This window comes from Paracidovorax sp. MALMAid1276 (assembly GCF_049198005.1).
In the GTDB taxonomy this organism is placed as follows: domain Bacteria; phylum Pseudomonadota; class Gammaproteobacteria; order Burkholderiales; family Burkholderiaceae_C; genus Acidovorax.
Genome location: NZ_JBMIRS010000201.1, coordinates 1 through 25009, shown reverse-complemented (window position 1 = coordinate 25009; position 25009 = coordinate 1). Strand labels below are relative to the sequence as shown.

The 25009-nt window shown below is 68.5% G+C and carries 18 protein-coding genes; 13 read left to right on the top strand and 5 right to left on the bottom strand.

Features of this window, described 5'->3' with window-relative positions:
• Nucleotides 1–30: 30 nt before the first annotated feature.
• The gene (gene argH / locus ACOQFS_RS15785) at nt 31–1500 is read left to right on the top strand and encodes an argininosuccinate lyase (protein WP_421563777.1); all 1470 of its coding nucleotides are present in this window, start codon (nt 31–33) and stop codon (nt 1498–1500) included.
• A 201-nt stretch (nt 1501–1701) separates the two neighbouring features.
• A complete protein-coding gene (locus ACOQFS_RS15780) occupies nt 1702–2481 on the top strand; it encodes an SGNH/GDSL hydrolase family protein (RefSeq protein WP_421563776.1) in 780 nt (259 codons plus the stop codon).
• On the opposite strand, the gene opgC is transcribed toward ACOQFS_RS15780, so the two are convergent.
• The 3 genes from opgC to ACOQFS_RS15765 form a co-directional block, all read right to left on the bottom strand.
• Nucleotides 2471–3730 (bottom strand): OpgC domain-containing protein, encoded by a 1260-nt coding sequence (gene opgC, locus ACOQFS_RS15775; protein ID WP_421563775.1) that lies wholly within the window; start codon nt 3728–3730, stop codon nt 2471–2473. The genes ACOQFS_RS15780 and opgC overlap by 11 nt on opposite strands.
• Before the next feature lie 145 nt (nt 3731–3875).
• Nucleotides 3876–4484: a hypothetical protein gene (locus ACOQFS_RS15770; RefSeq protein WP_421563774.1), complete on the bottom strand. Its 609-nt coding sequence runs from the start codon at nt 4482–4484 to the stop codon at nt 3876–3878.
• A gap of 53 nt (nt 4485–4537) precedes the next feature.
• Nucleotides 4538–6658, bottom strand: coding sequence for a catalase (locus ACOQFS_RS15765; RefSeq protein ID WP_421563773.1), 2121 nt, complete (start codon nt 6656–6658; stop codon nt 4538–4540).
• A 291-nt stretch (nt 6659–6949) separates the two neighbouring features.
• Between ACOQFS_RS15765 and ACOQFS_RS15760 the strand changes: the two genes are divergently transcribed.
• The 6 genes from ACOQFS_RS15760 to ACOQFS_RS15735 all read left to right on the top strand — a co-directional run bounded on the left by ACOQFS_RS15760 (nt 6950) and on the right by ACOQFS_RS15735 (nt 19837).
• Nucleotides 6950–12913, top strand: a complete 5964-nt coding sequence (locus ACOQFS_RS15760) for an MG2 domain-containing protein (protein WP_421563852.1) — start codon at nt 6950–6952, stop codon at nt 12911–12913.
• A 57-nt stretch (nt 12914–12970) separates the two neighbouring features.
• Nucleotides 12971–13243: a type II toxin-antitoxin system Phd/YefM family antitoxin gene (locus ACOQFS_RS15755; protein WP_421563772.1), complete on the top strand. Its 273-nt coding sequence runs from the start codon at nt 12971–12973 to the stop codon at nt 13241–13243.
• The gene (locus ACOQFS_RS15750; protein WP_421563771.1) at nt 13240–13569 is read left to right on the top strand and encodes a type II toxin-antitoxin system RelE/ParE family toxin; all 330 of its coding nucleotides are present in this window, start codon (nt 13240–13242) and stop codon (nt 13567–13569) included. The genes ACOQFS_RS15755 and ACOQFS_RS15750 overlap by 4 nt, the downstream gene beginning before the upstream one ends.
• 51 nt (nt 13570–13620) lie before the next feature.
• Nucleotides 13621–16023 (top strand): penicillin-binding protein 1C, encoded by a 2403-nt coding sequence (gene pbpC / locus ACOQFS_RS15745; protein WP_421563851.1) that lies wholly within the window; start codon nt 13621–13623, stop codon nt 16021–16023.
• A gap of 70 nt (nt 16024–16093) precedes the next feature.
• On the top strand, nt 16094–18391 hold the full coding sequence (locus tag ACOQFS_RS15740) for a diguanylate cyclase domain-containing protein (RefSeq protein ID WP_421563770.1): 2298 nt from the start codon (nt 16094–16096) through the stop codon (nt 18389–18391).
• Between the two features lie 276 nt (nt 18392–18667).
• A complete protein-coding gene (locus ACOQFS_RS15735) occupies nt 18668–19837 on the top strand; it encodes an alpha-hydroxy acid oxidase (protein WP_421563769.1) in 1170 nt (389 codons plus the stop codon).
• A gap of 95 nt (nt 19838–19932) precedes the next feature.
• Here ACOQFS_RS15735 and ACOQFS_RS15730 read toward each other — a convergent pair whose 3' ends face one another.
• Nucleotides 19933–20274 carry a c-type cytochrome gene (locus tag ACOQFS_RS15730; RefSeq protein ID WP_421563768.1) on the bottom strand — a complete coding sequence of 114 codons (342 nt, stop codon included), beginning with the start codon at nt 20272–20274 and terminating at the stop codon, nt 19933–19935.
• A 172-nt stretch (nt 20275–20446) separates the two neighbouring features.
• Complete coding sequence (locus ACOQFS_RS15725) at nt 20447–21040, bottom strand: ferritin-like domain-containing protein (protein WP_421563767.1); 594 nt, start codon at nt 21038–21040, stop codon at nt 20447–20449.
• A 349-nt stretch (nt 21041–21389) separates the two neighbouring features.
• Between ACOQFS_RS15725 and ACOQFS_RS15720 the strand changes: the two genes are divergently transcribed.
• The 5 genes from ACOQFS_RS15720 (at nt 21390) to ACOQFS_RS15700 (ending at nt 24985) form a co-directional block, all read left to right on the top strand.
• Nucleotides 21390–21959 carry an RNA polymerase sigma factor gene (locus ACOQFS_RS15720; RefSeq protein ID WP_421563766.1) on the top strand — a complete coding sequence of 190 codons (570 nt, stop codon included), beginning with the start codon at nt 21390–21392 and terminating at the stop codon, nt 21957–21959.
• Nucleotides 21960–21973: 14 nt separating this feature from the next.
• On the top strand, nt 21974–22765 hold the full coding sequence (locus ACOQFS_RS15715) for an anti-sigma factor (RefSeq protein ID WP_421563765.1): 792 nt from the start codon (nt 21974–21976) through the stop codon (nt 22763–22765).
• Between the two features lie 88 nt (nt 22766–22853).
• Nucleotides 22854–23786: a DUF3034 family protein gene (locus tag ACOQFS_RS15710; RefSeq protein WP_421563764.1), complete on the top strand. Its 933-nt coding sequence runs from the start codon at nt 22854–22856 to the stop codon at nt 23784–23786.
• A 10-nt stretch (nt 23787–23796) separates the two neighbouring features.
• Nucleotides 23797–24267, top strand: a complete 471-nt coding sequence (locus tag ACOQFS_RS15705; protein ID WP_421563763.1) for a group I truncated hemoglobin — start codon at nt 23797–23799, stop codon at nt 24265–24267.
• A 13-nt stretch (nt 24268–24280) separates the two neighbouring features.
• Nucleotides 24281–24985: a plastocyanin/azurin family copper-binding protein gene (locus ACOQFS_RS15700; RefSeq protein ID WP_421563762.1), complete on the top strand. Its 705-nt coding sequence runs from the start codon at nt 24281–24283 to the stop codon at nt 24983–24985.
• The last annotated feature ends 24 nt before the right edge of the window (nt 24986–25009 follow it).

Below are 25009 nucleotides of genomic sequence, written 5' to 3'. Positions count from 1 at the left end.
TGTCTGAACCACCGGATTATTGCCCTCCTTATGTCCAAAGCCCAAGCCACCAGCGCTGACTCTGCGCCGTCCCACAACCAGCTCGACACCAAGGCCCAGGCCTGGTCGGCGCTGTTTTCCGAGCCCATGAGCGACCTGGTCAAGCGCTACACCTCCAGCGTGTTCTTCGACAAGCGCCTGTGGCAGGCCGACATCGCAGGCAGCCTGGCCCACGCCGAAATGCTGGCGGCCCAAGGCGTGATCAGCGCAGATGACCATGCCTCCATCCAGAAGGGCATGGCGCAGATCACGCAAGAGATCGAGTCCGGCGCCTTCGAATGGAAGCTGGATCTGGAGGACGTGCACCTGAACATCGAGGCCCGCCTGACCCAGCTGGTGGGCGACGCCGGCAAGCGCCTGCACACCGGCCGCAGCCGCAACGACCAGGTGGCCACCGACGTGCGCCTGTGGCTGCGCGGCGAGATCGACCTGATCGGCGACTTGCTGAAAGAACTGCAGGTGTCGCTGGTGGATGTGGCCGAGCAGAACGTGGACGTGATCCTGCCCGGCTTCACCCACCTGCAGGTGGCCCAGCCCGTGAGCTTCGGGCACCACATGCTGGCCTATGTGGAGATGTTCAAGCGCGACGCCGAGCGCATGGCCGACGTGCGCCGCCGCACCAACGTGCTGCCCCTGGGGTCTGCGGCCCTCGCTGGCACCACCTACCCGCTGGACCGCGAGCGTGTCGCCAAGACCCTGGGCATGGACGGCGTGTGCCAGAACAGCCTGGACGCCGTGAGCGACCGTGATTTCGCCATCGAATTCACCGCCGCCGCCAGCCTGTGCATGGTGCACGTTAGCCGCCTGTCCGAGGAACTCATCATCTGGATGAGCCAGAACTTCGGCTTCATCAAGATCGCCGACCGCTTCACCACCGGCAGCTCGATCATGCCGCAGAAGAAGAACCCCGACGTGCCCGAACTCGCACGCGGCAAGACCGGCCGCGTGGTGGGCCACCTGATGGGCCTGATCACGCTGATGAAGGGCCAGCCCCTGGCCTACAACAAGGACAACCAGGAAGACAAGGAGCCGCTGTTCGACACGGTGGACACGCTCAAGGACACGCTGCGCATCTTTGCCGAGATGGTGGGCGGCCAGCTGAACCCTGCCACGGGCAAGAAGGAAGGCGGCATCACCGTCAACCCGCAGGCCATGGAGCAGGCCGCGCTCAAGGGCTATGCCACCGCCACGGACTTGGCCGACTACCTGGTGAAGAAGGGCCTGCCCTTCCGCGACGCGCACGAGACGGTGGCCCATGCGGTGAAGGCCGCCACCAGCCATGCCTGCGACCTGTCGGAGCTGCCGCTGGCTGTGCTGCAGGGCTTTCACCCGCAGATCGAGAAGGACGTGTATGACGTGCTCAGCCTGCGCGGCTCGCTGAATGCGCGCAACACGCTGGGCGGCACCGCGCCCGCGCAGGTGCGGGCGCAGCTTGCGCGCCACCGCGCCCGCCTGGCCTGAGCGGGTCGTTTACGGCACCCGCCTCGCGTGGGCGGGGCGTTTCCCGCCTCCTTGGAGGCAGCGCGGCCAAATCCTGCATCACGTTTCAGATGTAAGCGATGTGTGCAGGGCGGCGAACTTGCCGACAATGCGGGGGTCCGTTCGAAAAGGACCTGCTCGCAGGTCGCTGTTGTCGAACCCCCGCACTCTCCCGAGTCGCCCATGCCCCGCCGATCTCCCTTTGCCCGCCTCAGTGGACTGGCCCGCCGACTAGCGTTGTCGGGCCTGCTGGTGTCTTCCATCCAGGCGCCGGCGCAAACCGCGCTGCCTGCGGGCTATTCGCGGTGGCAGGTCAGCATGGACGCCTTCGCCGCGGCCGACAAGCTGCGCCATCCGCAGCCGGGCGGCGTGGTCTTCGTGGGCAGCTCCAGCATCCGCCTGTGGGCGCACATGGCGCAGGATTTTGCGGCGCTGCCCGTGGTGATCAACCGGGGCTTCGGCGGCTCCACCCTGGACGATTGCCGCCACTTCGTGCGCGAGCTGGTGCTGCAGTACCGGCCACAGCAGGTCATGGTGTATGCCGGCGACAACGACCTGGCCGAAGGCCGCACGCCAGCACAGGTGCTCGAAAGCTTTCAGGGCTTTGTGCGCGCGGTGCGCGCCGAGCTGCCGCAGGCGCGCATCAGCTACATCTCGATCAAGCCGAGCCCGGCACGCGCGGGCCTGCTGGTGCAGGCACGCGAGACCAACGCGCTGCTGCAGGCCTATGTGGCCACCCTGCACAACGCCGATTTCATCGACATCTTCACCCCCATGCTCGACGCCCGGGGCGCGCCCCGCTCCGACCTTTATGGTCCCGACCAGCTGCACATGAACGCCGCAGGCTATGCGCTATGGCGCGGGGTGATCGGACCGCACCTGCAGGCCCCACGCGATACGGCCACGCCCGGTGCTGCGCCCGCCACCCTGGTCTCTGCCACGAAAGCAGCGGTCAGGGACTGAGCGCAGACTGCCGATTCATTCGAGCCGAAAAGTCGGCGCTGTGCCGGACCACCGTGGCGGGCTGCAGCGCACCGGCGGCACTCGCGGCGCCCGCAATGGCCGCATCGCCGGGCTGGGTGTCGGGGCCCGTGCGGTCGTCGGGCGGCTGGTCCACCCAGAGGCTGATGCGCGCCACCGTGTGCAGCACCACAAAGCACGCCAGCACCAGCGGAACGTCCAGGCCCCAGGGGCGGTCCTGGTCTGCGCCCAGCAACGAAAGCACCAGCAGCACCACCACCAGGTGGGCGCAGAACACCGGCAGCGAGGCCGCGCCCAGTGTCTCCAGCCAGCGCAGCCGCGGTGTGCGCGCGGCCAGGCGCGGCCCGTAGTGCAGCGTCAGCACCACCAGCGCAAACAGGTTGATCAGCCGCATCGGCCCCAGCGACCATTTGTCGAAGATCAGGTTCCAGCTGGCGTTGCTGCCAAACGGCACCTGGCCCAGGCCATGGCGCCACACCAGCGCCACCAGCGCCAGCACCAGCGCCACCCGCACCGCCCAGGCCGGAAACACGAACGCCGGGGCCTGCGGGTCGTTGCGGGTGGCGCCCAACCACAGGCCCAGCACCCACAGCAGCTGCCAGCCCCAGGTATCGAAGCTGCCGGTTTCGGCATAAGGCACTGGGATGGGAACCACGGCGTCGATGGCGTGGAATACCACCTCGGACAGGCCGAACTGCGCCAGCAGCCACAGGCACACGCTCACCGACATCACCTTCGTCCAGCCGTGGCGCCAGGCCAGCACCATCACCCAGGGGCTCGCCAGCATGAACAGGATGTAGAGCGGAAGAATGTCGAGCAGCGGGGGTGAATACACCAGCGCCAGGCCCCACACCAGCGCAGTGCGCGGGTGCTCCAGGTAGTAGGCCATCAGGTTCGTGGCGGCCGGCTGGTCAAACTTCAGGCCGATGAAGGCGATCACCGTGAACAGGAACAGCAAGGTGGCCGCCTGGCAGGCATAGACCTTGAGCGCGCGCCGCCAGAACGCGCGGCGCATCTCTGCCACGCCCCGGCGCCATGCCATGCGCCCGTACACCATGCCGGCCATGTAGGCCGACAACAGCACAAACCCTTCTGCAGCCGACACGAAGCCAAACGGTTGCCCGAGCGGATTGCTCAGCCGCGAGGGCAGGTGCGTCACCATCATGAGCACCAGCATGAGACCCCGCAGTGCGTCGATCTCCCAGCGGCGGGTGGGGGCGGATGCGGGCATGGTGACGAGGGGAGAGCGAAAAAATATGAATAAAAATAGCCTCCAGCGCTTATCTATCAAGCCCTGAAAGCTATATTTTTGATAGCGATTGTGGGCTTGGCACCCGAGGCCTGCACGGCGCAGTGCAAGCCCCGAAGCGCCCGCCTCACAACATCGCGGTGCGCTGCTGTTCGGCGCGGGAGGCGCCGATGGCGGTTTCCACGTTCTTCACCTCCTCGGGCGGCGGCAGCACGGCGGGCATGCCCAGCGCCTCGATGGCCAGTTCGCGGCACCAGCCCTTGGTGTGATAGAGGTGGTGGTCTTCGTCCTTTTCGACGGCCTCGTGCGCGGCCTTGAGCGCCTTGCCGATGTCGCCGGTGGCCACCTCGGCCACCTTGCCCAGCAGCTCCCAGTTGGCATGGTCCTTGGTCTCTGCGTGCACCACGCATTCGCAGGCCACGAGCTGCGCGGCGGCGGGGTCTCCGGCCTTCTGCGCCATCTGCATGGCCTTCACCAGCGACTCGCCGATGTGCTTGACCACGAGGCGGCTGGGCACCTGCGTATCAGGGTCCAGCCCCAGCGCGTCGCACACGCTGCGCACCACGTTCTGGTGCGTCAGCGTTTCTTCGAGGTATTCCTCCCATTCCTTTTTCAGGTCGGGGTTGACGGCACAGGCGATGGCGGTGCGGTACACCTGCTCGCCGCCCAGTTCCGTCTCCATCATCTGCAGGACCAGGTCGTTGAGTTGCTGGCTGTCATAGCGGTCTTTGGCCATGAGGGGCTCCTTGGGTGAGAGGTTGAGTTTGAGGAGAGAGGTCGGCAGAGGGGTCAGGCCAGCATGCGCACCTTGGGCTCGCGGTCCCACTGGCGCGTCTGCGCGGCAGCGATGAAGCCCTGGGTATCGGCCGGGTCCACCACGCCGGCGTCTGGCTCGATGCCAGCGGCCTGCAAAAGGGGCTGTGAGCCCTTGCCCGCGGCGATGGCCTTGAGATGCCCGAACGCATCGCGGAACCAGTCCACAGCGGCAGCTTCCTTGGCCAGCTTGGCGCCCATCTCGGACGTCAACACCGATGCCACGGCATCGAACACCATGGACGGCGTGCCCTGCAGCTGCCCGTCGGCGGGCAGCAGGGTGCCGTCGTTCAGCATCGCGCCGCCCACCTTCGGCGCCACGATCTTCACGGTGGCGCCGACCTTTTCCAGCGCCTTGCGCAGGTTGGCCACGGTGGTGCCGTTGGAGCCGTCGGCCACCAGGATGCCGATGCACCGGCCCTGCAGCGTGGGCTTCATGCGGTCGATGATGCGCAGCGCGGGCGACACGGTCAGGTCCTGCACGGGCGCGGCCACGGGCGGGGCTGGCGGCAGTGCCGGCAGGCCCAGACCCTGGGCCACGCGCTGGGCCAGGTCGGCGTCCACATGCTGCAGGTGGCCCACCACGGCCTCGCGCACATGCACGGTCTGCACCTTCGACAGCTCGAACACCAGTGCCGACGCCATATGCGCCTGCTCCAGCGGGCTCTGGCTGCGGTAGAACATGCGCGCCTGGCTGTAGTGGTCGGCAAAACTCTCGGGCCGCACCCGGCCCTTCACGCCATCGTCTGCCTGCGCAAAGTGGCGAAACCCTTGGGCCTGCGAGGCGCGCGGCGTGTCGCCCTGCAGGCTGCTGGGTTCGTAGTTGACGCGGCCCTTGGGGATCTGCATCTGCATGTGCCCGTCACGCTGCATGTTGTGGAAGGGGCACTTGGGTGCGTTGATCGGGATCTGCACGAAGTTGGGCCCGCCCAGGCGCGAGAGCTGCGTGTCCAGGTACGAAAACAGCCGCCCTTGCAGCAAGGGGTCGTTGCTGAAGTCAATGCCCGGCGGCACGTTGGCGGGGCAATAGGCGGCCTGCTCGGTCTCGGCAAAGAAGTTGTCGGGCCAGCGGTTGAGCACCATGCGGCCGATGACCTGCAACGGCACCAGTTCTTCCGGAATCAGCTTGGTAGGGTCCAGGTGGTCGAACGGGAACTGCTCGGCGTCCTCTTCGGTGAACAGCTGCACGGCCAGCTCCCACTCCGGGAAGTTGCCCGCTTCAATCGCCTCGAACAGGTCGCGGCGGTGAAAGTCGTTGTCGGCCGCCTGCAGTTTCATGGCCTCATCCCACACGGTGGACTGGATGCCCAGCTTGGGCCGCCAGTGGAACTTCACGAAGGTGCTCTCGCCGGCCGCGTTGACGAGCCGGAAGCTGTGCACGCCAAACCCTTCCATGGTGCGCAGGCTGCGCGGCAGCGTGCGGTCGCTCATGGCCCACATGATCATGTGCATGGTCTCGGGCATCAGCGAGACGAAGTCCCAGAACGTGTCGTGCGCGCTGGCCGCCTGGGGAAAGCCACGGTCGGGCTCCATCTTCACGGCGTGCACCAGGTCCGGGAACTTCATCGCGTCCTGGATGAAGAACACCGGGATGTTGTTGCCCACCAGGTCCCAGTTGCCCTCGGGCGTGTAGAACTTGACGGCAAAGCCGCGCACGTCGCGGGGCGTATCCACCGAGCCCGCGCCGCCCGCCACGGTGGAAAAGCGCGTGAACACGGGCGTCTGCACCCCCACTTCGGTGAGCACCTTGGCCGTGGTGTATTTCTTGAGGGAGTGGGTCAGCTCGAAGAAGCCGTGCGCGGCCGATCCACGGGCGTGCACGATGCGCTCGGGAATGCGCTCATGGTCGAAATGCGTGATTTTCTCGCGCAGGATGAAGTCTTCGAGCAGCGTGGGCCCGCGCGGTGCGGACGTGAGCGAGTTCTGGTTGTCCGCCACCGGGATGCCCTGCTGCGTGGTGAGCACGGGGTGCTTGCCGCCGGCCTGCTGCTGCAGCTCTCCGGCGTTGCCGCGATAGGTGTCGGCCTGGGTGGACGAAGGAAGGGAAGATGGCGAGGCTTTCTTTGCCGCGCTGCGCGACGTGGGGGTTCGGGCCATGGGCGCTCCTGAAGGGTGCAATTGCAAAAAGGGGGAAGCCGACATCTTTGGATCGCGCCGCAGTGCCAGATGTCAGACGTTGCCCCATCGAACCGTCATCGGCCCCAGGCGATTGGCAGAAGGGGCGGTGGCATCGAATGCCCGGCCTGCGGCGCCTCGGCGCGACACACGTAAGTGCTTGCAACATGCACGCTGCGGCGGGGTGTGTTTGTTACGCTTGCCGGTTCCTTCGGAGGGGTTCCCGTGAAAGCACAACAATGGATTGGGGCCGCGGGCCTGTCGCTGCTGGCCATGGGCGCGCAGGCGCTGCAGATCAGCAGCTTCTCGCCGCAGGGCGAGGTGGCGCGGGTGCGGCAGGTGGTGGCCAAGTTCGACACGGCTGCGGTGAACTTCGGCGACCCCAAGGCGGTGGCGCCCCTCAGCCTGAACTGCAGCGATGCCGATGCCACCCGGGGCACCGGCCGCTGGACGGGCGAGCGCGAGTGGGTGTTCGACTTCGAGCGCGACCTGCCGCCGGGCGTGCGCTGCACCGCCACGGTAAAGCCAGGGTTCAAATCAGCCGCTGGCGCTGAACTGACGGGCGCCAAGAGCTATCAATTCAATAGCGGCGGGCCGTTTGTGCAGAACATCCGCCCCGGCAGCTACCAGCAGATCGACGAAGAACAGTTCTTTGTGCTGCAGCTCAATGGCCCGGCCACGCTGGCCAGCGTGCAGGCCAGCGTGTGGTGCACGGCCGAGGGGGTGGGCGAGCGCATTCCCGTGCGCATGATCGATGGCGCGCAACGGGCCGAGGTGCTCAAGGCGCTGGGCCTGGACAAGCGGGCCGCGCAGGACCCGCTGCAGATCGCCACCGTGGCATGCAACCGCCGGCTCACCTCGGGGTCGCGCATGCAGCTGGTGTACGGCCGGGGCGTGGCCACCCCCAGCGGCGTGGCCAACACCGTGGAGCGGCGCTATGACTACACCGTGCGCGCGCCGTTTGCGGCCGAGTTCCGCTGCGAACGCGAGAATGCCCAGGCCGCCTGCTGGCCCATCCTGCCCATGACGCTGTCGTTCAACGCCCCGGTGCCGCGCAAGCTGGCCGAGGCGATCCGCATGAAGTCGGCCAAAGAAACGCTCAAGCCCCGCCTGGAGGGCGATGCCGCCGGGCGCAAGCCCGACCCGGACGCCCTGGTGAGCAGCGTGGAGTTTGGCCCGGGCTTGTCCGAAAACACCGCCTTCAGCATCGAGCTGCCCAAGGACTTCAAGGACGCTGCGGGCCGCAGCCTGCGCAACGCCGACAACTTTCCGCTCAAGGTGGCCACCGGCGGCACGCCGCCGCTGGCCAAGTTTGCGGCGGCGCCCTTCGGCATCGTCGAGCGTTTTGCCGAAGGCCCCGCGGCCGACAAGCCGCCCGCGCTGCTGCCGGTTTCGCTGCGCAATGTCGAGGCCGCGCTCAGGGTGCAGGGCCTGCAGGCGGGCGCCCCCGGCGCGGCCCCTGCGACAACGCCCCCCGCCGGCAAGGTCAGCACGCTCAAGCCGCGCACCGACGCCGAGATCGTGGCCTGGTTCAAGAAGGTGCAGCGCTACGACAGCTACACCGTGAGCCGCAGCCAGGCCCGCAAGGACGTGACCGGCCCGCTGCCCCGGGTGGTCGGTGACGAGCGCGAGCATGTGCAGTCGCGCACCGTCTCGCTGCTGGCGGGCAAGAGCGGCGTGAAGACGCTGGACCTGCCCCAGCCCGCGAGCAACGACCTGCGGCCCTTCGAGGTGGTGGGCATCCCGCTCACGCCGGGCTTCCATGTGGTGGAGATCGCGTCGCAAAAGCTCGGCGCATCGCTGCTGGACGAGCGCCTGGGCGACAGCCGCACCATGTACGTGCGCACCTCGGCGCTGGTGACCAACCTGGGCGTGCACTTCAAGCTGGGCCGCGAGAACGCCCTGGCCTGGGTGACCACGCTGGACAAGGGCCAGCCCGTGCAGGGCGCCATGGTGCGCGTGAGCGACTGCAAGGGCAACGAACTGGCCAATGCACTCACCGACGCGCAGGGCGTCGCCCGCATCGAAGGGCTGTCGTCCGACCCCACGCGCTGCGATGGCGACGGCTACTGGGGCGACGGCGGCAATGCCTACTTCGTGAGCGCGCGCCACAACGGCGCCGATGGCGTGGAGGACATGGCGTTCACCTGGAGCGACTGGCAGCGCGGCATCGAGCCCTGGCGCTTCAACGTGCCGACCAGCAGCGACCCGCGTCCCGATGAGCGGGCCCACACCCTCTTTGACCGCACCCTGTTCCGCGCGGGCGAAACCGTGTCGATGAAGCACCTGGTGCGCGCGCAGACCCGCCAGGGCTTTGCGCTGCCGCAGGCCGTGCCCGACACCCTGGTCATCACCCATGTGGGCAGCGGCCAGCAGTTCACCCAGCCCCTGGCCTGGCGCGGCACCGCAACCGGCGGCCCGAGCGCGCAAAGCACCTTTGCCATACCGCCCGCCGCCAAGCTGGGCGTGTACCAGGTGGAGCTGCGCAGCGACACCGAGCGCGGCCGCAGCGTGAGCTCGGGCGAATTCCGCGTGGAGGAATTCCGCCTGCCCGTGCTGGAAGGGCGCATCGCCCCGGTGGAGAAGAAGGCGCTGGTGCGCGTGCGCTCGGTCCCCGCCGATGTGCAGATCAACTATGTGGCGGGCGGCGGCGCGGCCCACCTGCCGGTGCGCGTGTCGGCCCTGGTGCGCGGCAAGACCCTGCAATACAGCGACTACGAGGCCTTCAGCTTCAACCCGCCGCGCAAGCGCGAGCAGGCCAACGCCGGCAGCGACGACGAGGAGCCCGCAGCCAGCGAGGACGCCCGCGTGATTGCCGACAAGCTGCCGCTGACGCTGGACAAGAGCGGTGCGGGCAAGGTCACCATCGACAACGTGCCGCAGTCCCGCCAGCCGCAGGAGCTGGTGATGGAGGCCACCTACGCCGACCCCAATGGTGAGGTGCAGACCCTGCGCAGCACCCAGCCGCTGTGGCCGGCCGGGGTGGTGGCGGGCATCAAGACCGAGGGCTGGGTGTCGGCCCGCCAGAAGATCCGCTACCAGGCCCTGGCGCTGCAACACAACGGCAAGCCGGCGGCCGACGCATCGCTGCAGGTGCAGGCCATCGCCCGCATCACCACCAGCACGCGCAAGCGCATGGTGGGCGGCTTCTACAGCTACGACAACCAGACCGAGACCAAGGACCTGGGCACCGTGTGCACCGGCAAGAGCGACGCGCGCGGCCTGCTGCTGTGCGAATCCCGGCTCGACGAGCCGGGCGAGGTGGAACTGGTGGTGACGGCCACCGACAAGGACGGCAACACCAGCGTGGCCGCGTCCTCGGTGTGGGTCACGCGCCAGGGCGAGCTGTGGTTCGGCGGCGAAGACCACGACCGCATGGACCTGCTGGCCGAGAAGAAGAGCTACCAGCCGGGCGAGGTGGCGAAATTCCAGGTGCGCATGCCGTTCCGCTTTGCTACCGCGCTGGTGGCGGTGGAGCGCGAGGGCATCATCGACACGCAGGTGGTGCAGCTCAACGGGCAGGACCCCACGGTGAGCCTGAAGGTGCAGCCCGACTGGGGCCCCAATGTGTATGTGAGCGTGCTGGCCCTGCGCGGCCGCCTGCGCGAGGTGCCGTGGTACAGCTTCTTCACCTGGGGCTTCAAGTCGCCGCGCGAGTGGTGGACGTCGTTCTGGTACGAGGGCAAGGAATACAAGGCGCCCACCGCGCTGGTGGACTTGTCCAAGCCCGCGTTCCGCCTGGGGCTGGCCGAGATCCGCGTGGGCACGCAGGCCCACCAGATCGACGTGAAGGTGGCCGCCGACAAGGAAAGCTACGCCGTGCGCGGCAAGGCGCAGGTCACCATCACCGCCACGCTGCCGGGCGGCAAGCCCGCCGCCAATGCGGAGGTGGCCCTGGCCGCCGTGGACCAGGCGCTGCTGGAGCTGATGCCCAACGACAGCTGGAACCTGCTCGAAGCCATGCTGCAGCGGCGCAGCTGGGGCGTGGAGACCGCCACGGCGCAGATGGAGATCATCGGCCGTCGCCACTATGGCAAGAAGGCCGTGCCGGCGGGCGGCGGCGGCGGCAAGGCGCAGACGCGCGAGCTGCTCGACACGCTGCTCTTGTGGGAGCCCGCGATCAAGCTGGACGCCAACGGCCAGGCCAAGGTGACCGTGCCGCTCAACGACGCGCTCACCACCTTCAAGATCGTGGCGGTGGCCGATGCGTCCACCGGCCTGTTCGGCACCGGCAGCACCAGCATCCGCGCCACGCAGGATCTGCAGATCATCAGCGGCCTGCCACCCCTGGTGCGCGAGGACGACCAGTTCCGCGCCCAGATCACTTTGCGCAACACCACCAAGGCCGCGATGAAGGTGGAAGTGGCCCCGCGCGCCACGCTGCTCGACCTGAAGCCGCAGACCGTGGACATTCCTGCCGGTGAATCGCGCGAGGTGGCGTGGACGGTGACCGCGCCTGCCCAGCTCGCGCAGACCCGGGCGCAGGCCATCCTGTGGGAGATCGAGGCCAAGGACACGGTCAGCGGCGCGCGGGATGCCCTCAAGGCCAGCCAGAAGCTGATTCCGGCCGTGCCGCTTACGGTGCAGCAGGCCACGCTGGTGCAGGTGGATGGCAGCTTCAGCCTCGACGTGAACCCGCCGGCCGACGCCATCCCCGGCCGGGGCGGCCTCAAGATGTCGCTGCAGCCCAAGCTGGCCGAAGGCCTGCCGGGCGTGCGCGACTGGTGGGCCCGCTACCCGTTTGCCTGCCTGGAGCAGAAGACCAGCAAGGCCGTGGGCCTGCGGGACGCTGCACTGTGGCAGACCGTGGCGGCGCAGCTGCCCACGTACCTCGATGGCGATGGGCTGGCCAATTACTTCCCGCCGCGCGATGGCAGCAGCAACCGCGGCAGCGACACGCTGACGGCCTACCTGCTGGCCGCAACCCACGAAGCGGCCAGCCTGAACCCGGCGTTCGCCCTGCCCGACGCCGCGCGTGCGTCCATGGAGCGCGGCCTGATCGCGTTTGTGGAAGGCCGCATCGAGCGCAGCTTCTGGAGCCCCCGCAAGGACCTGGACATGCGCAAGCTGGCCGCGCTCGAAGCCCTGTCGCGCACCGGCAAGGCCCAGGGCCGCATGGTGGGCAGCATCACCATCGCGCCCAACCAGTGGCCCACGCACACCGTGATCGACTGGGTGAATGTGCTGAAGCGCGTGGCCGACGTGCCCCAGCGTGAGCAGCGCCTGGCCGAAGCCATGCAGGTCCTGCGCGCGCGCCTGTCGTTCCAGGGCACCAAGCTCATCTTCAGCACCGAGCAGGACGACTACTGGTGGTGGCTGATGCAAAGCGGCGACGTGAACACCGCGCGCCTCATGCTGGCCGTGATGGACGACCCGGCGTGGAAGGACGACATGGGCCGCCTGGCCAACGGCTTCATCAGCCGCCAGCAGGCCGGCGCCTGGCACACCACCACGGCCAACCTGTGGGGCGGGCTGGCGCTGGAAAAATTCAGCGCCAAGTTCGAGGCCGTGCCCGTGGCGGGCGCCACCCGCGCGGCCATGGGCGGCAACACCGCCAGCGTGGACTGGAGCAAGGTCGAGCGCGTGAAGACTTCCGATGCCAGCGGCGCCGCGCACCAGACCACGTGGTTCGGCGCACCCGCCTCGCCCGGCAACCTGCGCAACAACGACATGTTCCTGCCCTGGAGCAAGGCGGGCGGCAAGGAGGCCCTGTCGGTCACGCACCAGGGACCCGGCAAGCCCTGGCTCACGCTGCAGTCGGTGGCGGCCGTGCAGCTCAAGGCGCCGTTTGCGGCCGGGTACAGCATCACCAAAACGGTGACGCCCGTGGAGCAGGCCAACAAGTCGCTGCCCCCGGGCCAGTACACGCGCGGCGACGTGCTGCGCGTGAAGCTCGAAGTCAACGCCACCGCCGACATGACCTGGGTCGCCATCACCGACCCGATCCCCGGCGGCGCCACCATCCTGGGCAGCGGCCTGGGCCGCGATTCGCAGATCGCCACGCAGGGCGAGAAGCGCAGCGGCGCCGGCTGGCCCGCATTCGAGGAGCGCAGCTTCGAGTCCTTCCGCAGCTACTACGAATACCTGCCCAAGGGCTCGGTCACCATGGAATACACCGTGCGGCTGAACAACGTGGGCGACTTCGCGCTGCCCCCCAGCCGCGTCGAAGCCCTGTACGCGCCCGAGATGTTCGGCGAGGCGCCGAACGCGCGGGTGAAGGTGTTGCAGCCGCAATGAGTTTGTCTTGGCCATAATTCCGTCCGTAACCAGTCCGACATTGCCTGCGGAGGCCCCATGAAGCTTGCGACCCAAGTCAAACCCATCAGCTATCTCAAGAGCCATGCGGCCGACATCGTGCGCGATCTGGCGGAGCGCCGGGAGCCCCTGCTCATCACGCAGAACGGCGAGGCCAAGCTGGTGGTGATGGACGTGCATTCGTATGAGGCGCAGGAGCAAACGCTGGCGTTGCTGAAGATCCTGGCGCTGGGGCAGCGTGAAATCGAGCAAGGCCAATTCCGTTCGGCGGGTGATGTGTTCGCCGAACTGGAGCAAGGCGACGCGCCGTGAATGCGGTGTTCCTGCGCTCGGCGGAGCTGGATTTGCAGGAGCTGAGGCAGTACCTAGTGCAGAACTTTGGCACTAAGACATGGCGCGCGAGCCTGCGCAAGATTCAGGACACCGTGGCCGCCATCGAGCAGCATCCGCGCCTGGGCATGGTTCCGCCTGAGCTGGAAGAACTGCAAATGGTCCAATACCGGCAGGTGCTGTCGGGCAGCAACCGCATCATTTACGAGCTGCGTGGCGATACGGCCTACATCCATGTCGTGTGCGATGCACGCCGCGATTTGAAGAGCCTGCTGCTTCGGCGCCTGGTTCGTGGTCATCGGCCATAAAGACGGCATGGCTGTTGCTGCCAATTTGATAGCTGCTTGCGCTTGCTGGTAATGCGCTGGAGGCACTTTTTTTTTGAAAGTACCGGGGGGCCTGCGCTGGCCGCCCTGCTGCTGGCCAGCCCGCCCGTTGTCGCGCTGCCGTCGTACGACGAGGTGCGCGCCGATTTCCACCCCTCCGACACCCAGATCCTCTCGCGCGAAGGCGAGGTGCTGCAGCGCCTGCGCACCGATGCCACCGTGCGGCGCGGGCAGTGGGTGCCGCTGGCCGATGTGTCGCCGGCGCTGCGCACGGCCCTGGTGCTGAGCGAAGACAAGCGCTTTTTCGAGCACAGCGGCGTGGACTGGCGCGCGGCCTCGGCCGCCGCCTGGGGCAATCTGTGGAACCAGCGCACGCGCGGCGCCAGCACCATCACCATGCAGCTCGCGGGCCTGCTGGACGGCGACTGGAAGCAGGGCCCGGGCGGGCGCACGGTGGTGCAAAAACTCGGGCAGACCGTGGCGGCCCAGGTGCTGGACCGGCGCTGGCGCAAGGACCAGATCCTGGAGGCGTATCTCAACCTCGTGCCGTTTCGCAGCGAGCTGGTGGGCATCGACGCATTGAGCCGCACCCTGTTCGGCAAGGCCGCCCATGGGCTCGATGACCGGGAGGCGGCGGTGGCCGCCGCCCTGGTGCGCGCACCCAATGCCCGCCCCGCGCTGGTGGCGCAGCGTGCCTGCGGGGTGCTGCGCGACATGCAAAAGGCCGGCGCGGTCCGACCCGATTGCGAGGCGCTGGACCTGTTCACCACCGCCGCGCTGCAGCGCCGCGCGTTTGACGCGAGCGAGGGTGTGGCGCCGCACTTTGCGCGCTACCTGCTGCGCCAGCGGTTCGGTAAGGACGGCGCCGTGCCCGAGCGCGTGCCCACCACGCTGCGCGCGCCGCTGCAGCGCTTTGCGGTGCAAAGCCTGCAGCAGCACCTGCGCGAGCTGCGCGGGCGCAACGTGGAAGACGGCGCCGTGCTGGTGCTGGACAACGCCACGGGCCAGGTGCTGGCCTGGGTGGGCTCGTCGGGCGCGCTCAGCCAGGCCAGCGAGGTCGACGGCGTGCTGGCGCTGCGCCAGCCCGGCTCCACGCTCAAGCCCTTTCTGTACGGCCAGGCGATGGCCGAGCGCCGCCTCACGGCCGCGTCGCTGGTGGAGGATTCGCCCGCGCAGATCGCCACGGCCAGCGGCTTGTACATTCCGCAGAACTACGACCGGCAGTTCAAGGGCTGGGTGTCGGTGCGCACGGCGCTGGCCGCGTCGCTGAACGTGCCCGCAGTGCGCACGCTGGTCATGGTCACGCCCGACGCCTTTCACCGCCAGCTTTCCGCCATGGGCCTGCCGCTGCGCGAAAGCGGCGACTACTTCGGCTACAGCCTGGCCCTGGGCAGCGCCGAGGTGCCGCTGTTGCACCTGACCAATGCCTACCGCACGCTGGCCAACGGGGGGCGGCACAGCGCCGTGGCGCTGGCCGCGGGCGGGAAGCCGCAGTTTGCCGTCGCCCTCAGCGCGCCGGCCGCGTACATCGTGGGCGACATCCTCTCGGACGGCAATGCGCGTGCGCGAACCTTTGGCACCGACAGCGTGCTGACCACGCGCTTTTGGTCGGCCGTGAAGACCGGCACCAGCAAGGACATGCGCGACAACTGGGCCGTGGGCTGGTCCGAGCGCTACACCGTGGGCGTGTGGGTCGGCAACGCCAGCGGCGCCGCCATGCACGGCGTGAGCGGCACCAGCGGGGCCGCGCCGGTGTGGGCGGCGGTGATGCGCTTTCTGCACGCGCGCGAGCCCAGCCGGGCGCCCAAGGCCCCCGCGGGCCTGCAGCACACCCCTGTGCGTTTTGGTGCCGCGCCTGCAGGGGCGGCAGCGGCCGGGCTGGCGCAGTCGGCCGATGCGCTGCAGCCGCTGGAGGCAGCGCGCGACGAGTGGTTTGTGCAGGGCACGCAGCAAGCGTTGTTTGCTATTGATGCGATAGCGAACAACGCTGATCCAGAAAGCGCTGGGGGCCAAAATAGTGCAAAGACCAAGCCGACGGGGCACGGTCGACCCGCCGCGCAGTGCACGCCCCAGGCTGCTGCCGGGTCTGTCACCGAATCCGCATACACCGGGGCCACGCCCCGCATCGCCGCGCCCGCCACCGGCACCATCGTGGCGCTGGACCCGGACATTCCCCCTGCGCGCCAGCGCCTGCACTTCACCGCCACGGGCGAGGGCACGGAGCGCGCCCAGGGCCTGCAGTGGCGCATGGACGGCAAGCCCCTGGGCAGCGGGCCGCGCGTGGCCTGGCTGCCCTGGCCGGGCCGCCATGTGGTGCAGCTGGCCGACGCGCGCGGGCGGGTGCTGGACGAGGTGCGCATCGAAGTGCGCGGCGCGGGCGCTGTGGGTGCGCCGCCCGGGCAGACGCGCATTGACGGCGGCAAAGCCCCGAAATAGGCTGCAAACACCCGCCATCTGGCGCGCGGCAAGCGCAGTCGCGCCCCTAGAATGGTTACAAATTATTTCCATGCCTTTTCTGCGCCAGTTCTTCTCTCATCGCCTCATCTGGCTGGCCCTGCTGGTGTCGCTGGGCATTGGTGCGCTGTTCGCGCGCACCATCTGGACCATCCGCAGCGACGAGTGGAATTACTCCGTCCAGACCAATACCAACCTGGTGAAGACGCTGGAGCAGGGCTTGGTCTGGACGCTGGATTCGTTCGACAAGTCGCTGGCCGGCGTGGCCCGCGAAGTCGCGCGCCCGGAGGTGTGGGCCCTGCCGCCGGACCTGCGCGCCCGGGTGGTGTTCGACAACTCACTGCGCTCGCGCGGCGCCGGCGACGTGCTGGTGCTGGACGCGCGCGGCAACGTGGTGCTCGATTCCGGGTCGCCCGAGCCGCTCCGCACCAGCGCTGCAGACCGCGAGTCTTTCGCCACGAGCGACTATTTCCAGGCATTCCAGTCGGGCGGTCACCAGGGGCTGTTCGTGGGCAAGCCAGTGCCGTCGCGCGTCACGGGGCTGAACGTTCTGCCCCTGGCCCGCGCCTACCACGGCCCCGACGGGAGCTTTGCCGGCGTGGTGGTGGGAAGCATCCGCCTGAGCTATTTCAACGAACTCTTCGGCGTGCTGGACCTGGGGCCCAGCAGCGGCATCAACCTGCTGCGCAACGACGGCGTGGTGGTGTCGCGCTTTCCCTACGGCGATGCCGACGTGGGCAAGAACCTGGCCGGCACGCCCAACTTCGTGCGCTTTCGGGCCGAAGGCAGTGGCACCTTCGTCGGAATCGGCGCGCTCGACGGCGTGGAGCGTTTGTATGCGTTTCGTCCCGTGGGGGGCTACCCCCTGGTGCTCAACGTCGCGCAGTCCACCCGCACCATCCTCGGCCAGTGGATGGTCAACGCCTGGGTGCTGGGCATGTTCGCGGTGCTGCTCATGGGGGCCAGCCTGGGCCTGGCCACGCTGTTCGTGCGCGAACTGGTGCTGCGCCAGCAGGTGTCTGCGCGCCTGCGCGAGGCCGAGCACGATGTGCGCACCATCCTGCACAACATGCCGTCCATGATCGCCTACTGGGACGCGCAGCTGCACAACCGGTTTGCCAATCAGGCGCATGAGGATTGGTTCGGCACGCCGCCCGAGCGGCTGCGCGGCATGCACGTGAGCGACATGCTGGGCCCCGAGGCCTACCTGCGCAACAAGCCGTTTCTGGAGCGCGCGCTGCAGGGCGAGCCCCAGATGTTCGAGTCCACCCTGGTGGACACCCAGGGCACCGCGCGGCACGTGATCATTTCGTACCGGCCCGACCTCGAAGGCGGGCAGGTGCGCGGCATCTTCGTGCAGGCCACCGACATCTCCGAGCGCAAGCGCATGGAGGACGAGCTTTTCGACGAGAAGGAGCGGGTGCGGCTGACCCTGCAGGCCATTGGCGACGCCGTGGTGTGCACCGATGCGCAATGCCAGATCACCTACCTCAACCCCGTGGCCGAGCGCCTGACCGGCTGGCAGGCGTTTGACGCCGCAGGCCGGCACGCGGACACCGTGGTGCGCCTGCGCAGCCCGGGCAACGACCAGCCCCTGGCAAGCCCCCTGCGCGAAGCCATGCAGCAGGCGCGTGCCGTGGACGGCGTGCGCGGCGTGCTGGTGCACCGCAGCACCGGCCAGCGTTTTCAGGTGGAGCAGACGGTGAGCCCCATCACCGACCGCCATGGCACGGTGACCGGCGCCGTCGCCGTGCTGCGCGACGTGAGCGAAGCGGTGGCCATGGCCGAACGCATGGCCCGGCTTGCGCAGTACGACGCGCTCACCGACCTGCCCAACCGCGTGCTGCTGCAGGACCGCGCGCAGCTGGCCATCACGCAGGCGCGCCGCGACGGCAAGAACCTGGCCGTGATGTACCTGGACCTCGATGGCTTCAAGGCCGTGAACGACAGCCTGGGGCATGACGTGGGCGACGTGCTGCTGGTGCAGTTCGCGCAGCGCCTCAGGGCCGCCGTGCGCGCGTCCGACACCGTGTGCCGCCAGGGCGGCGACGAGTTCGTGGTGCTGCTGCCCGGCCTGGAGGGCGCCGAAGCCGCATGCCGCGTGGCGCGCAAGATCCTCGCGTCGTGCGACGCGCCGTTCGACCTGGGCGGCCACATCGTGCGCGTGGGCCTGAGCGGGGGCATTGCGCTGTACCCCGAGCACGGCGACACGCTCGATGCCCTGTCGCGCCACGCCGACGGCGCCATGTACGCCGCCAAGCGCGATGGCCGCATGCGCTTCATGCTGTACCAGGGCCCCGACGCCGATCCCCTGGCCGTGCTGCCCGCGCCAGCGCCCGCGGCGCCGTGAATTGCATAGTGGGGTTTAATAATTTTAATAGCAATAAAGTGTTGATGGATAAGCGCTGAGGCCGTTTTTTATCAATATTTTCTTGTCTTGTTCTTGTCTTCTTCACGCCTTGTGATTCTTGTCTGCAGCGATGCGCGCAGCGCAGGGCGGCGGCTCAAAATAAATTGCAGCGGCGCCAAATTAAATTTGATGGCCCGGCGCAGCGCTTGCACCTACCATGCGGCGCTGTCGTCCCTGGCGGCATCTGTCTTTCACCCCCCAGCCTGGAGCCTGCGCGTGCCCGACCTGTCCAAAATCACCTGCATCGAAGACCTGCGCGTTGTCGCCCAGCGGCGCGTGCCGCGCATGTTTTACGACTACGCCGATTCCGGCTCGTACACCGAGAGCACCTACCGCGCCAACGAAAGCGACTTCCAGCGCATCCAGCTGCGCCAGCGCGTGGCCGTGAACATGGAAGGCCGCAGCACCCGCACCACCATGGTGGGGCAGGAGGTGGCCATGCCCGTGGCGATTGCGCCCACCGGCCTCACCGGCATGCAGCATGCCGACGGCGAGATATTGGGCGCCCGGGCGGCCAAGGCCTTCGGCATTCCGTTCACGCTGTCCACCATGAGCATCTGCTCCATCGAAGACGTGGCCGAACACACCGGCAACCACCCGTTCTGGTTTCAGGTGTACGTGATGCGCGACCGCGACTTCATCCACCGCCTGATCGACCGCGCCAAGGCCGCCAACTGCTCGGCCCTGCAGCTCACGCTGGACCTGCAGATCCTGGGCCAGCGGCACAAGGACATCAAGAACGGCCTGTCGGCCCCGCCCAAGCCCACCATCGCCAACCTCATCAACCTGGCCACCAAGCCGCACTGGTGCCTGGGCATGCTGGGCACGAAGCGCCGCAGCTTCGGCAACATCGTGGGCCACGCCAAGGGCGTGGGCGACCTGTCCTCGCTGTCGTCGTGGACGGCCGAGCAGTTCGACCCGCAGCTCAACTGGGGCGATGTGGAATGGATCAAGAAGCGCTGGGGCGGCAAGCTGATCCTCAAGGGCATCATGGACGCCGAGGACGCGCGCCTGGCGGTGGACAGCGGTGCCGATGCGCTGATCGTCAGCAACCATGGCGGTCGACAGCTCGACGGCGCGCCTTCGTCCATCGCGGCCCTGCCCGCCATCGCGCAGGCCGTGGGCAAAGACATCGAGGTGTGGATGGACGGCGGCATCCGCAGCGGGCAGGACGTGCTCAAGGCCCGCGCCCTGGGCGCGCAGGGCACGTTGATTGGCCGCAGCTTTCTCTACGGCCTGGGCGCCTACGGCGAGGCCGGCGTCACCCGCGCGCTGCAGATCATCCAGAAGGAGCTGGACATCACCATGGCGTTCTGCGGCCACACCAACATCAACACGGTGGACAGCTCCATCCTGTTGCCGGGCACCTACCCCACCGGGGCCTGAAGCGGCCGCTGCGGCTGCCGCAGCGTGGGTCGCACGCAGGGCCTGACTCAGGGCCTTACTCAGGGCCTTACTCAGGGGCTTGCTCAGGGGCTTGCTCAGGGCCTCACTGAGGGTCTTTTGAGCGTGGCCAGGTAAGCCACCACGTCCGCGCGCTCGCGGGCATCCTCCAGCTGGTAGTCCATGCCCTGGCCCGGAATCACCGCCTCGGGGTCTGCCAGCCAGGCGGTGAGGGTGGCCCGCGTCCACAGCAGCTTGCTGTCGCGCAAGGCCGGCGAATAGTCGTAGTTAGGCAGGGCGCCGGCGCGCCGGCCTAGCACGCCCCGGTGCAAGGGGCCCACGCGGTGCGCGTCCTCGCTGTGGCAGCCGCTGCATCGCGCGGCATACACGGTGATGCCGCGCGCGGCAGACGCCACCCAGGGCGCTGTCGGCACAGACATAGACCCAGGCGCGGGACTGGGGCCGGCGTTGGAGCCTGGGGGCCCGGCCTGTGCCAGGGCCGCTGTGGCCGCCAGCGCCGCAACGGCGGCCGCACAGATAGCGGCCGTGGCGGCGGCCCCTGCGGCCACCCAGCGCGGCAGCACCCGCCTCGCGTGGTTGCGCCGCATTCGCTCAGGCCCCGAACGACAGCGCGCCTGCGGGCAGGGGGCGGCCCAGGGCCTGCGTGAGCACGGTGTAATGCATGGTTTCGTCGGCGGCCAGGCGCGCGGCCACCTTGGCCAGGTCCTTGTTGCCAAAGGCGGGGATCACGCCCAGATAGGCGTTGGTCGCGCCCAGCTCCAGCCGGGCGGCCAGGGCCAGCACATCGGCCTGGTTCTTCAGCGTGCTGGCGTTCAGGGCGGCGGCGTACTCGTCCATCTTCTTTTCCATCACCGGCGTGCCGCCCAGCTTCTGGATGGTGGCGATCAGCGCGTCGCGGTGGGCCTTGTGGTGGCCCTGGAAGGCCACGGCCACGTCCAGCACGGGCTTTTGCAGCAGGCCGCTGCCGGCGCCCAGCTGGTAGGCATTGATGGCCTCATGCTCCAGGCCCAGCGCCACGTTCAGGATCGACACGTCCTTGGACGTGTCGGCGGCCATGCCCTGGGCCAGGGCGTCCTGGCCGGCGAGCATCGCCACGGCCACGGCCGACAGCGAGCCCGAGCGGGCGATGAACGAGCGGCGGGTGGCTGGTGCCACGGTGGTGGAGGGCGTGATGATGGATGTCATGGTGGGGTCCTCTGCGGGTTGTGGTGAATGGACGGAACGGGTGGCTGTTGCGGTCGGTCACCCGTTCGGGCCGCCAGGGTGGCGACGATGGCAATACGGGGGCAGCGGCCCGGCCGGATTCACCGGTGCCGCAAAGCCCCGGTGCGCGCCGGGGGATATTGGTGCGCCTGCATCCAGAGGGCCGGCTGCTGCGTACAGCGGTGTGAGCGGCAGCAGAATTCGATGTTGCGCGTCCGAAGGCCGGGGCCCGGCACGGCGCGCGCTGCGCAGGAATGTCTCTGCCGCGCAACCCCTGGGAAGCATGAAAACCCGGACCCCGTGACACCCCACCCTCTCAGAGAATGGGCGCATGAGCACCCCTGACAGCGAACTGATGAACCTCCTCGACCGCATTGCCGCCGAGGACGCCGACGCGTTGAAGAACCTCTATGAACGCACCTCGTCCCGGCTTTATGGCCTCGCGCTGCGCGTGGTGTTGCACCGCGACACCGCCGAGGACGTGCTGCAGGAATCGTTTCTCACCATCTGGCGGTCTGCCGGCAGCTACCGTGCCTCGCTCAGCCCGCCCCTGGCGTGGATGGGCCTCATCGTCCGCAGCCGCGCGCTGGATGCCTTGCGCAAGCGCCGCAGCGACCGCGCCGACCTGATGAACGAACTGGACGACGCGCTGGCCGAGACGCTGGAGGGCGACGCAGTGAACCCGGTCGATGCCTCCGCCGCCAGCGAGCAGGCCTTTGCGCTGCACCAGTGCCTCACGCGGCTGGACAACAAGCAGCGCGAGGTCGTGAGCCTGGCGTATCTGCGGGACCTGAGCCATGGCGAGCTGGCCGATCAGCTCCAGTTGCCGCTGGGCACCGTGAAGACATGGATCCGCCGCGGACTGCAACAACTGCGCGCCTGCATGGCGCACTACGCCTGAGGGTGGAGGCCGGCATGAACCTTTCCCGACACCCCGAGCTGCTGGACCGCCTTGCGGCCGGCTACGCGCTGGGCACGCTGCGGGGGCGCGCACGCCGCCGCTTCGAGGCCCTGGCCCGCGAGCAGGCGCCCGTGCGCGCCGCGGCGCTGGTCTGGCAGGCCCGCTGGTCCGGCCTGACCGAGCTGCAGGCGGCGGCCGAGCCATCGCCGCAGGTCTGGACCCGCATTCACAACCTTGTGGAGGCCGACCAGCAGCACCGTGCACGGGCCGCCCGTGCACAGGGCGCGGCGCCCGCGCGCGCCGTGGGCTGGTGGCACAGCCTGGGGTGGTGGCGCGGCGCTGCGGCGGCCGGGGCGCTGGCCACGCTGGCGGCCGTGGCCGTGGGGCTGCAGACCCATGGCGCGCTGCGCGAAAGCGCAGGCAGGCAGATTGCAGCCTTGCAGCAGCAGCTGCAGGCCACGCCGCAGATCCAGTACGTGGCGGTGCTGTCGGACGCGAACGCCGCTGCTTCCATGCTCGTCACCTTCGACCCCAAGCACAACCAGCTGGTGCTGCAGCGGGTGGGCGGCTTTCAGGAGGGGACCGACAAATCCTTGCAGCTGTGGGCGCTGCCGCCGGGCGGTGGCCCGCGCTCGCTGGGCGTGCTGGGGCAGGACGCGCGCTCCACCCTCGTGGCGGCCGAGTCCGACGTGCGGCAGGTTCCCACGCTGGCCATCAGCCTGGAGCCCAAGGGCGGCGTGCCCAGCGCCACCGGGCCCACGGGGCCGGTGCTTTTCAAGGGCACGCTCATCCAGCGCACCCTGTAGCGCGGGCTTTGCGCCGCCGCTGAATCCACCGGCGGGCGCGCCGCGTATGCACAGGGGTCATCCTCACCCACTGCACCTGGAGATCACCATGGAATACAGGCTTCAATGCACCTTGTTGGCTGCGCTGGCGGGGGCCGCCGGCCTTGCGCACGCCGACACCGGGAAACTGCTGCTCACGGGCGGCGTCAGCACCATTGCGGGCTCGGCGGGCGGGGGCCTCACGCCCTGGGCCGTAGTCGGCACCAATGCCACGGCAGGGGAGGTGGGGTTCAGCGGCCATGCAACGCGCGCAGCCACCCAGGACTACAGCCTGAACGGCTATGGCGTGGCCGTGGGCCTGCACGAGCGGGTCGAGCTGTCCCTGGCCCGACAGGACTTCGATGCGTCGCCCGCAGTGGCGCTCAACGGCATCGCGCCGTTTGGCGTGGTACCGGGGCAGCACATCCAGATGGACATCGTGGGCGTCAAGGTGCGGGTGGCGGGCGATGCGGTGCTGGACGCCGACCGATTTATGCCGCAGATCGCCGTGGGGCTGGAGCACAAGCGTACGCGGCCGGGCTCGCTGGGGTCGGTGCTGGACTTTCTGGGCACCCGCACCAGCGGCACCGATGTGTACGTGAGCGCCACCAAGCTCTTTCTGGCGCAGAGCCTGCTCGTCAACGGCACGCTGCGCTACACCAACGCCAACCAGAACGGCCTGCTCGGGTTTGGATCGGCGGTGCCGGGCAAAAACAGCCGCAGCCTGCAGCCCGAGTTCTCGGTGGCCTACCTGCTCAGCAAGAACCTCGCGGTGGGCGCCGAATACCGGTTCAAACCGAACAATCTGCAGGCTTTGGGCGCGGCCGCAGGGCTCGGGGCCGCGCTGCGCGAAGACGACTGGAAGGACATCTTCATTGCCTGGGCGCCCAGCAAGCACCTGTCACTGACGCTGGCCTATGTCGACCTGGGCCGCATCGTGCCCGGCATCACCAACAACCGCCGCCAGACCGGGTATTACCTGTCTGCCCAAGTCGCTTTCTGAGGAGACCACCATGACCCCGCGCACCGCATCCCTCGCCGCGCTCGCATCGCTCTCCGTTGCCTTGTGCGGCCTGCTGGCCCCGACCGCATGGGCCCAGCCGGGCCCTGGCACCACGATGGCTCCGGCGGGCCTGTACCAGGCCCTGGGCGAAAAGGCCGGCATCACCCGCCTGGCGGACGATTTTGTGAACCGGCTGGTCAATGACCCCCGCATCGGCAGCCATTTCAAGCAGATCAAGCCCGCCGCCCTGAAGGAAAGCCTGGCCGACCAGTTTTGCCAGCTGGCCGGTGGCCCTTGCAAATATGAGGGCGCTGACATGAAATCGGCCCATGCCGACATGGACATCAACAAGGGCCATTTCAATGCCCTGGTGGAGGTGCTGCAAAGCGCCATGGATGCCCAGGGCATACCGTTCGCGCAGCAAAACCGCCTTCTGGCGCTGCTGGCGCCCATGCACCGTGACGTGATCACCCAGCGATGACAACAAGGGCCTTATGAAGAAAACTATCTTTTTGATAGCTGCCAGCGCTTTATGGACAAGCGCTAGCGCCGGAAATGTGCAAATCCAGGTGCTCGACCGAGACGGCAAGCCCGTGGCCGACGCCGTGGTCGTGGTCTATCCCGGCAGCACGGCGGGCACGGCCCCCAGCCTGCTGCAGGCCAGCCCCACGATCGAGCAGGAGAAGATGCGCTTCCTGCCCGCGGTGACGGTGGTGCAGCCCGGCACCACCGTGCGCTTCACCAACCAGGACCGCTGGGACCACCACGTGCGTGGCGCAGCCGCAGGCCTGGCAGCAGCGTCCGCCACCGCCGGCTTTGAATTGCGCCTGGCCGGCAAGGCCGACGGCAAGCCCGCCAGTTCTTCCGAAGTCAAGCTCGATTCCGCCGGCGTGGTGCTGCTGTCGTGTCACCTGCATGGCTCCATGCGCGGCCATGTCTTCGTTACCGACTCGCCCTGGACCATCAAGACCGACACCGACGGCATCGCGCGCTTCACGGCCGTGCCCGACGGCACCGCCCAGGTGCGCGTGTGGCATGCCGAACAACTGGTGGATCTGCCCCGCAAGAGCCTGACTGTGGTGCCCAGCCCCGTGCTGGACACCGTGCAGCTCAGCGTGGTGCCCCGCGTGCGACGCGCTCCGCCCGCCAGCCCTGGCAATAACAACGCGCCCGGCGGGCCGATGGGGGGCTACAGCTAGTCCACTGAATCCGAGAAATCGGCT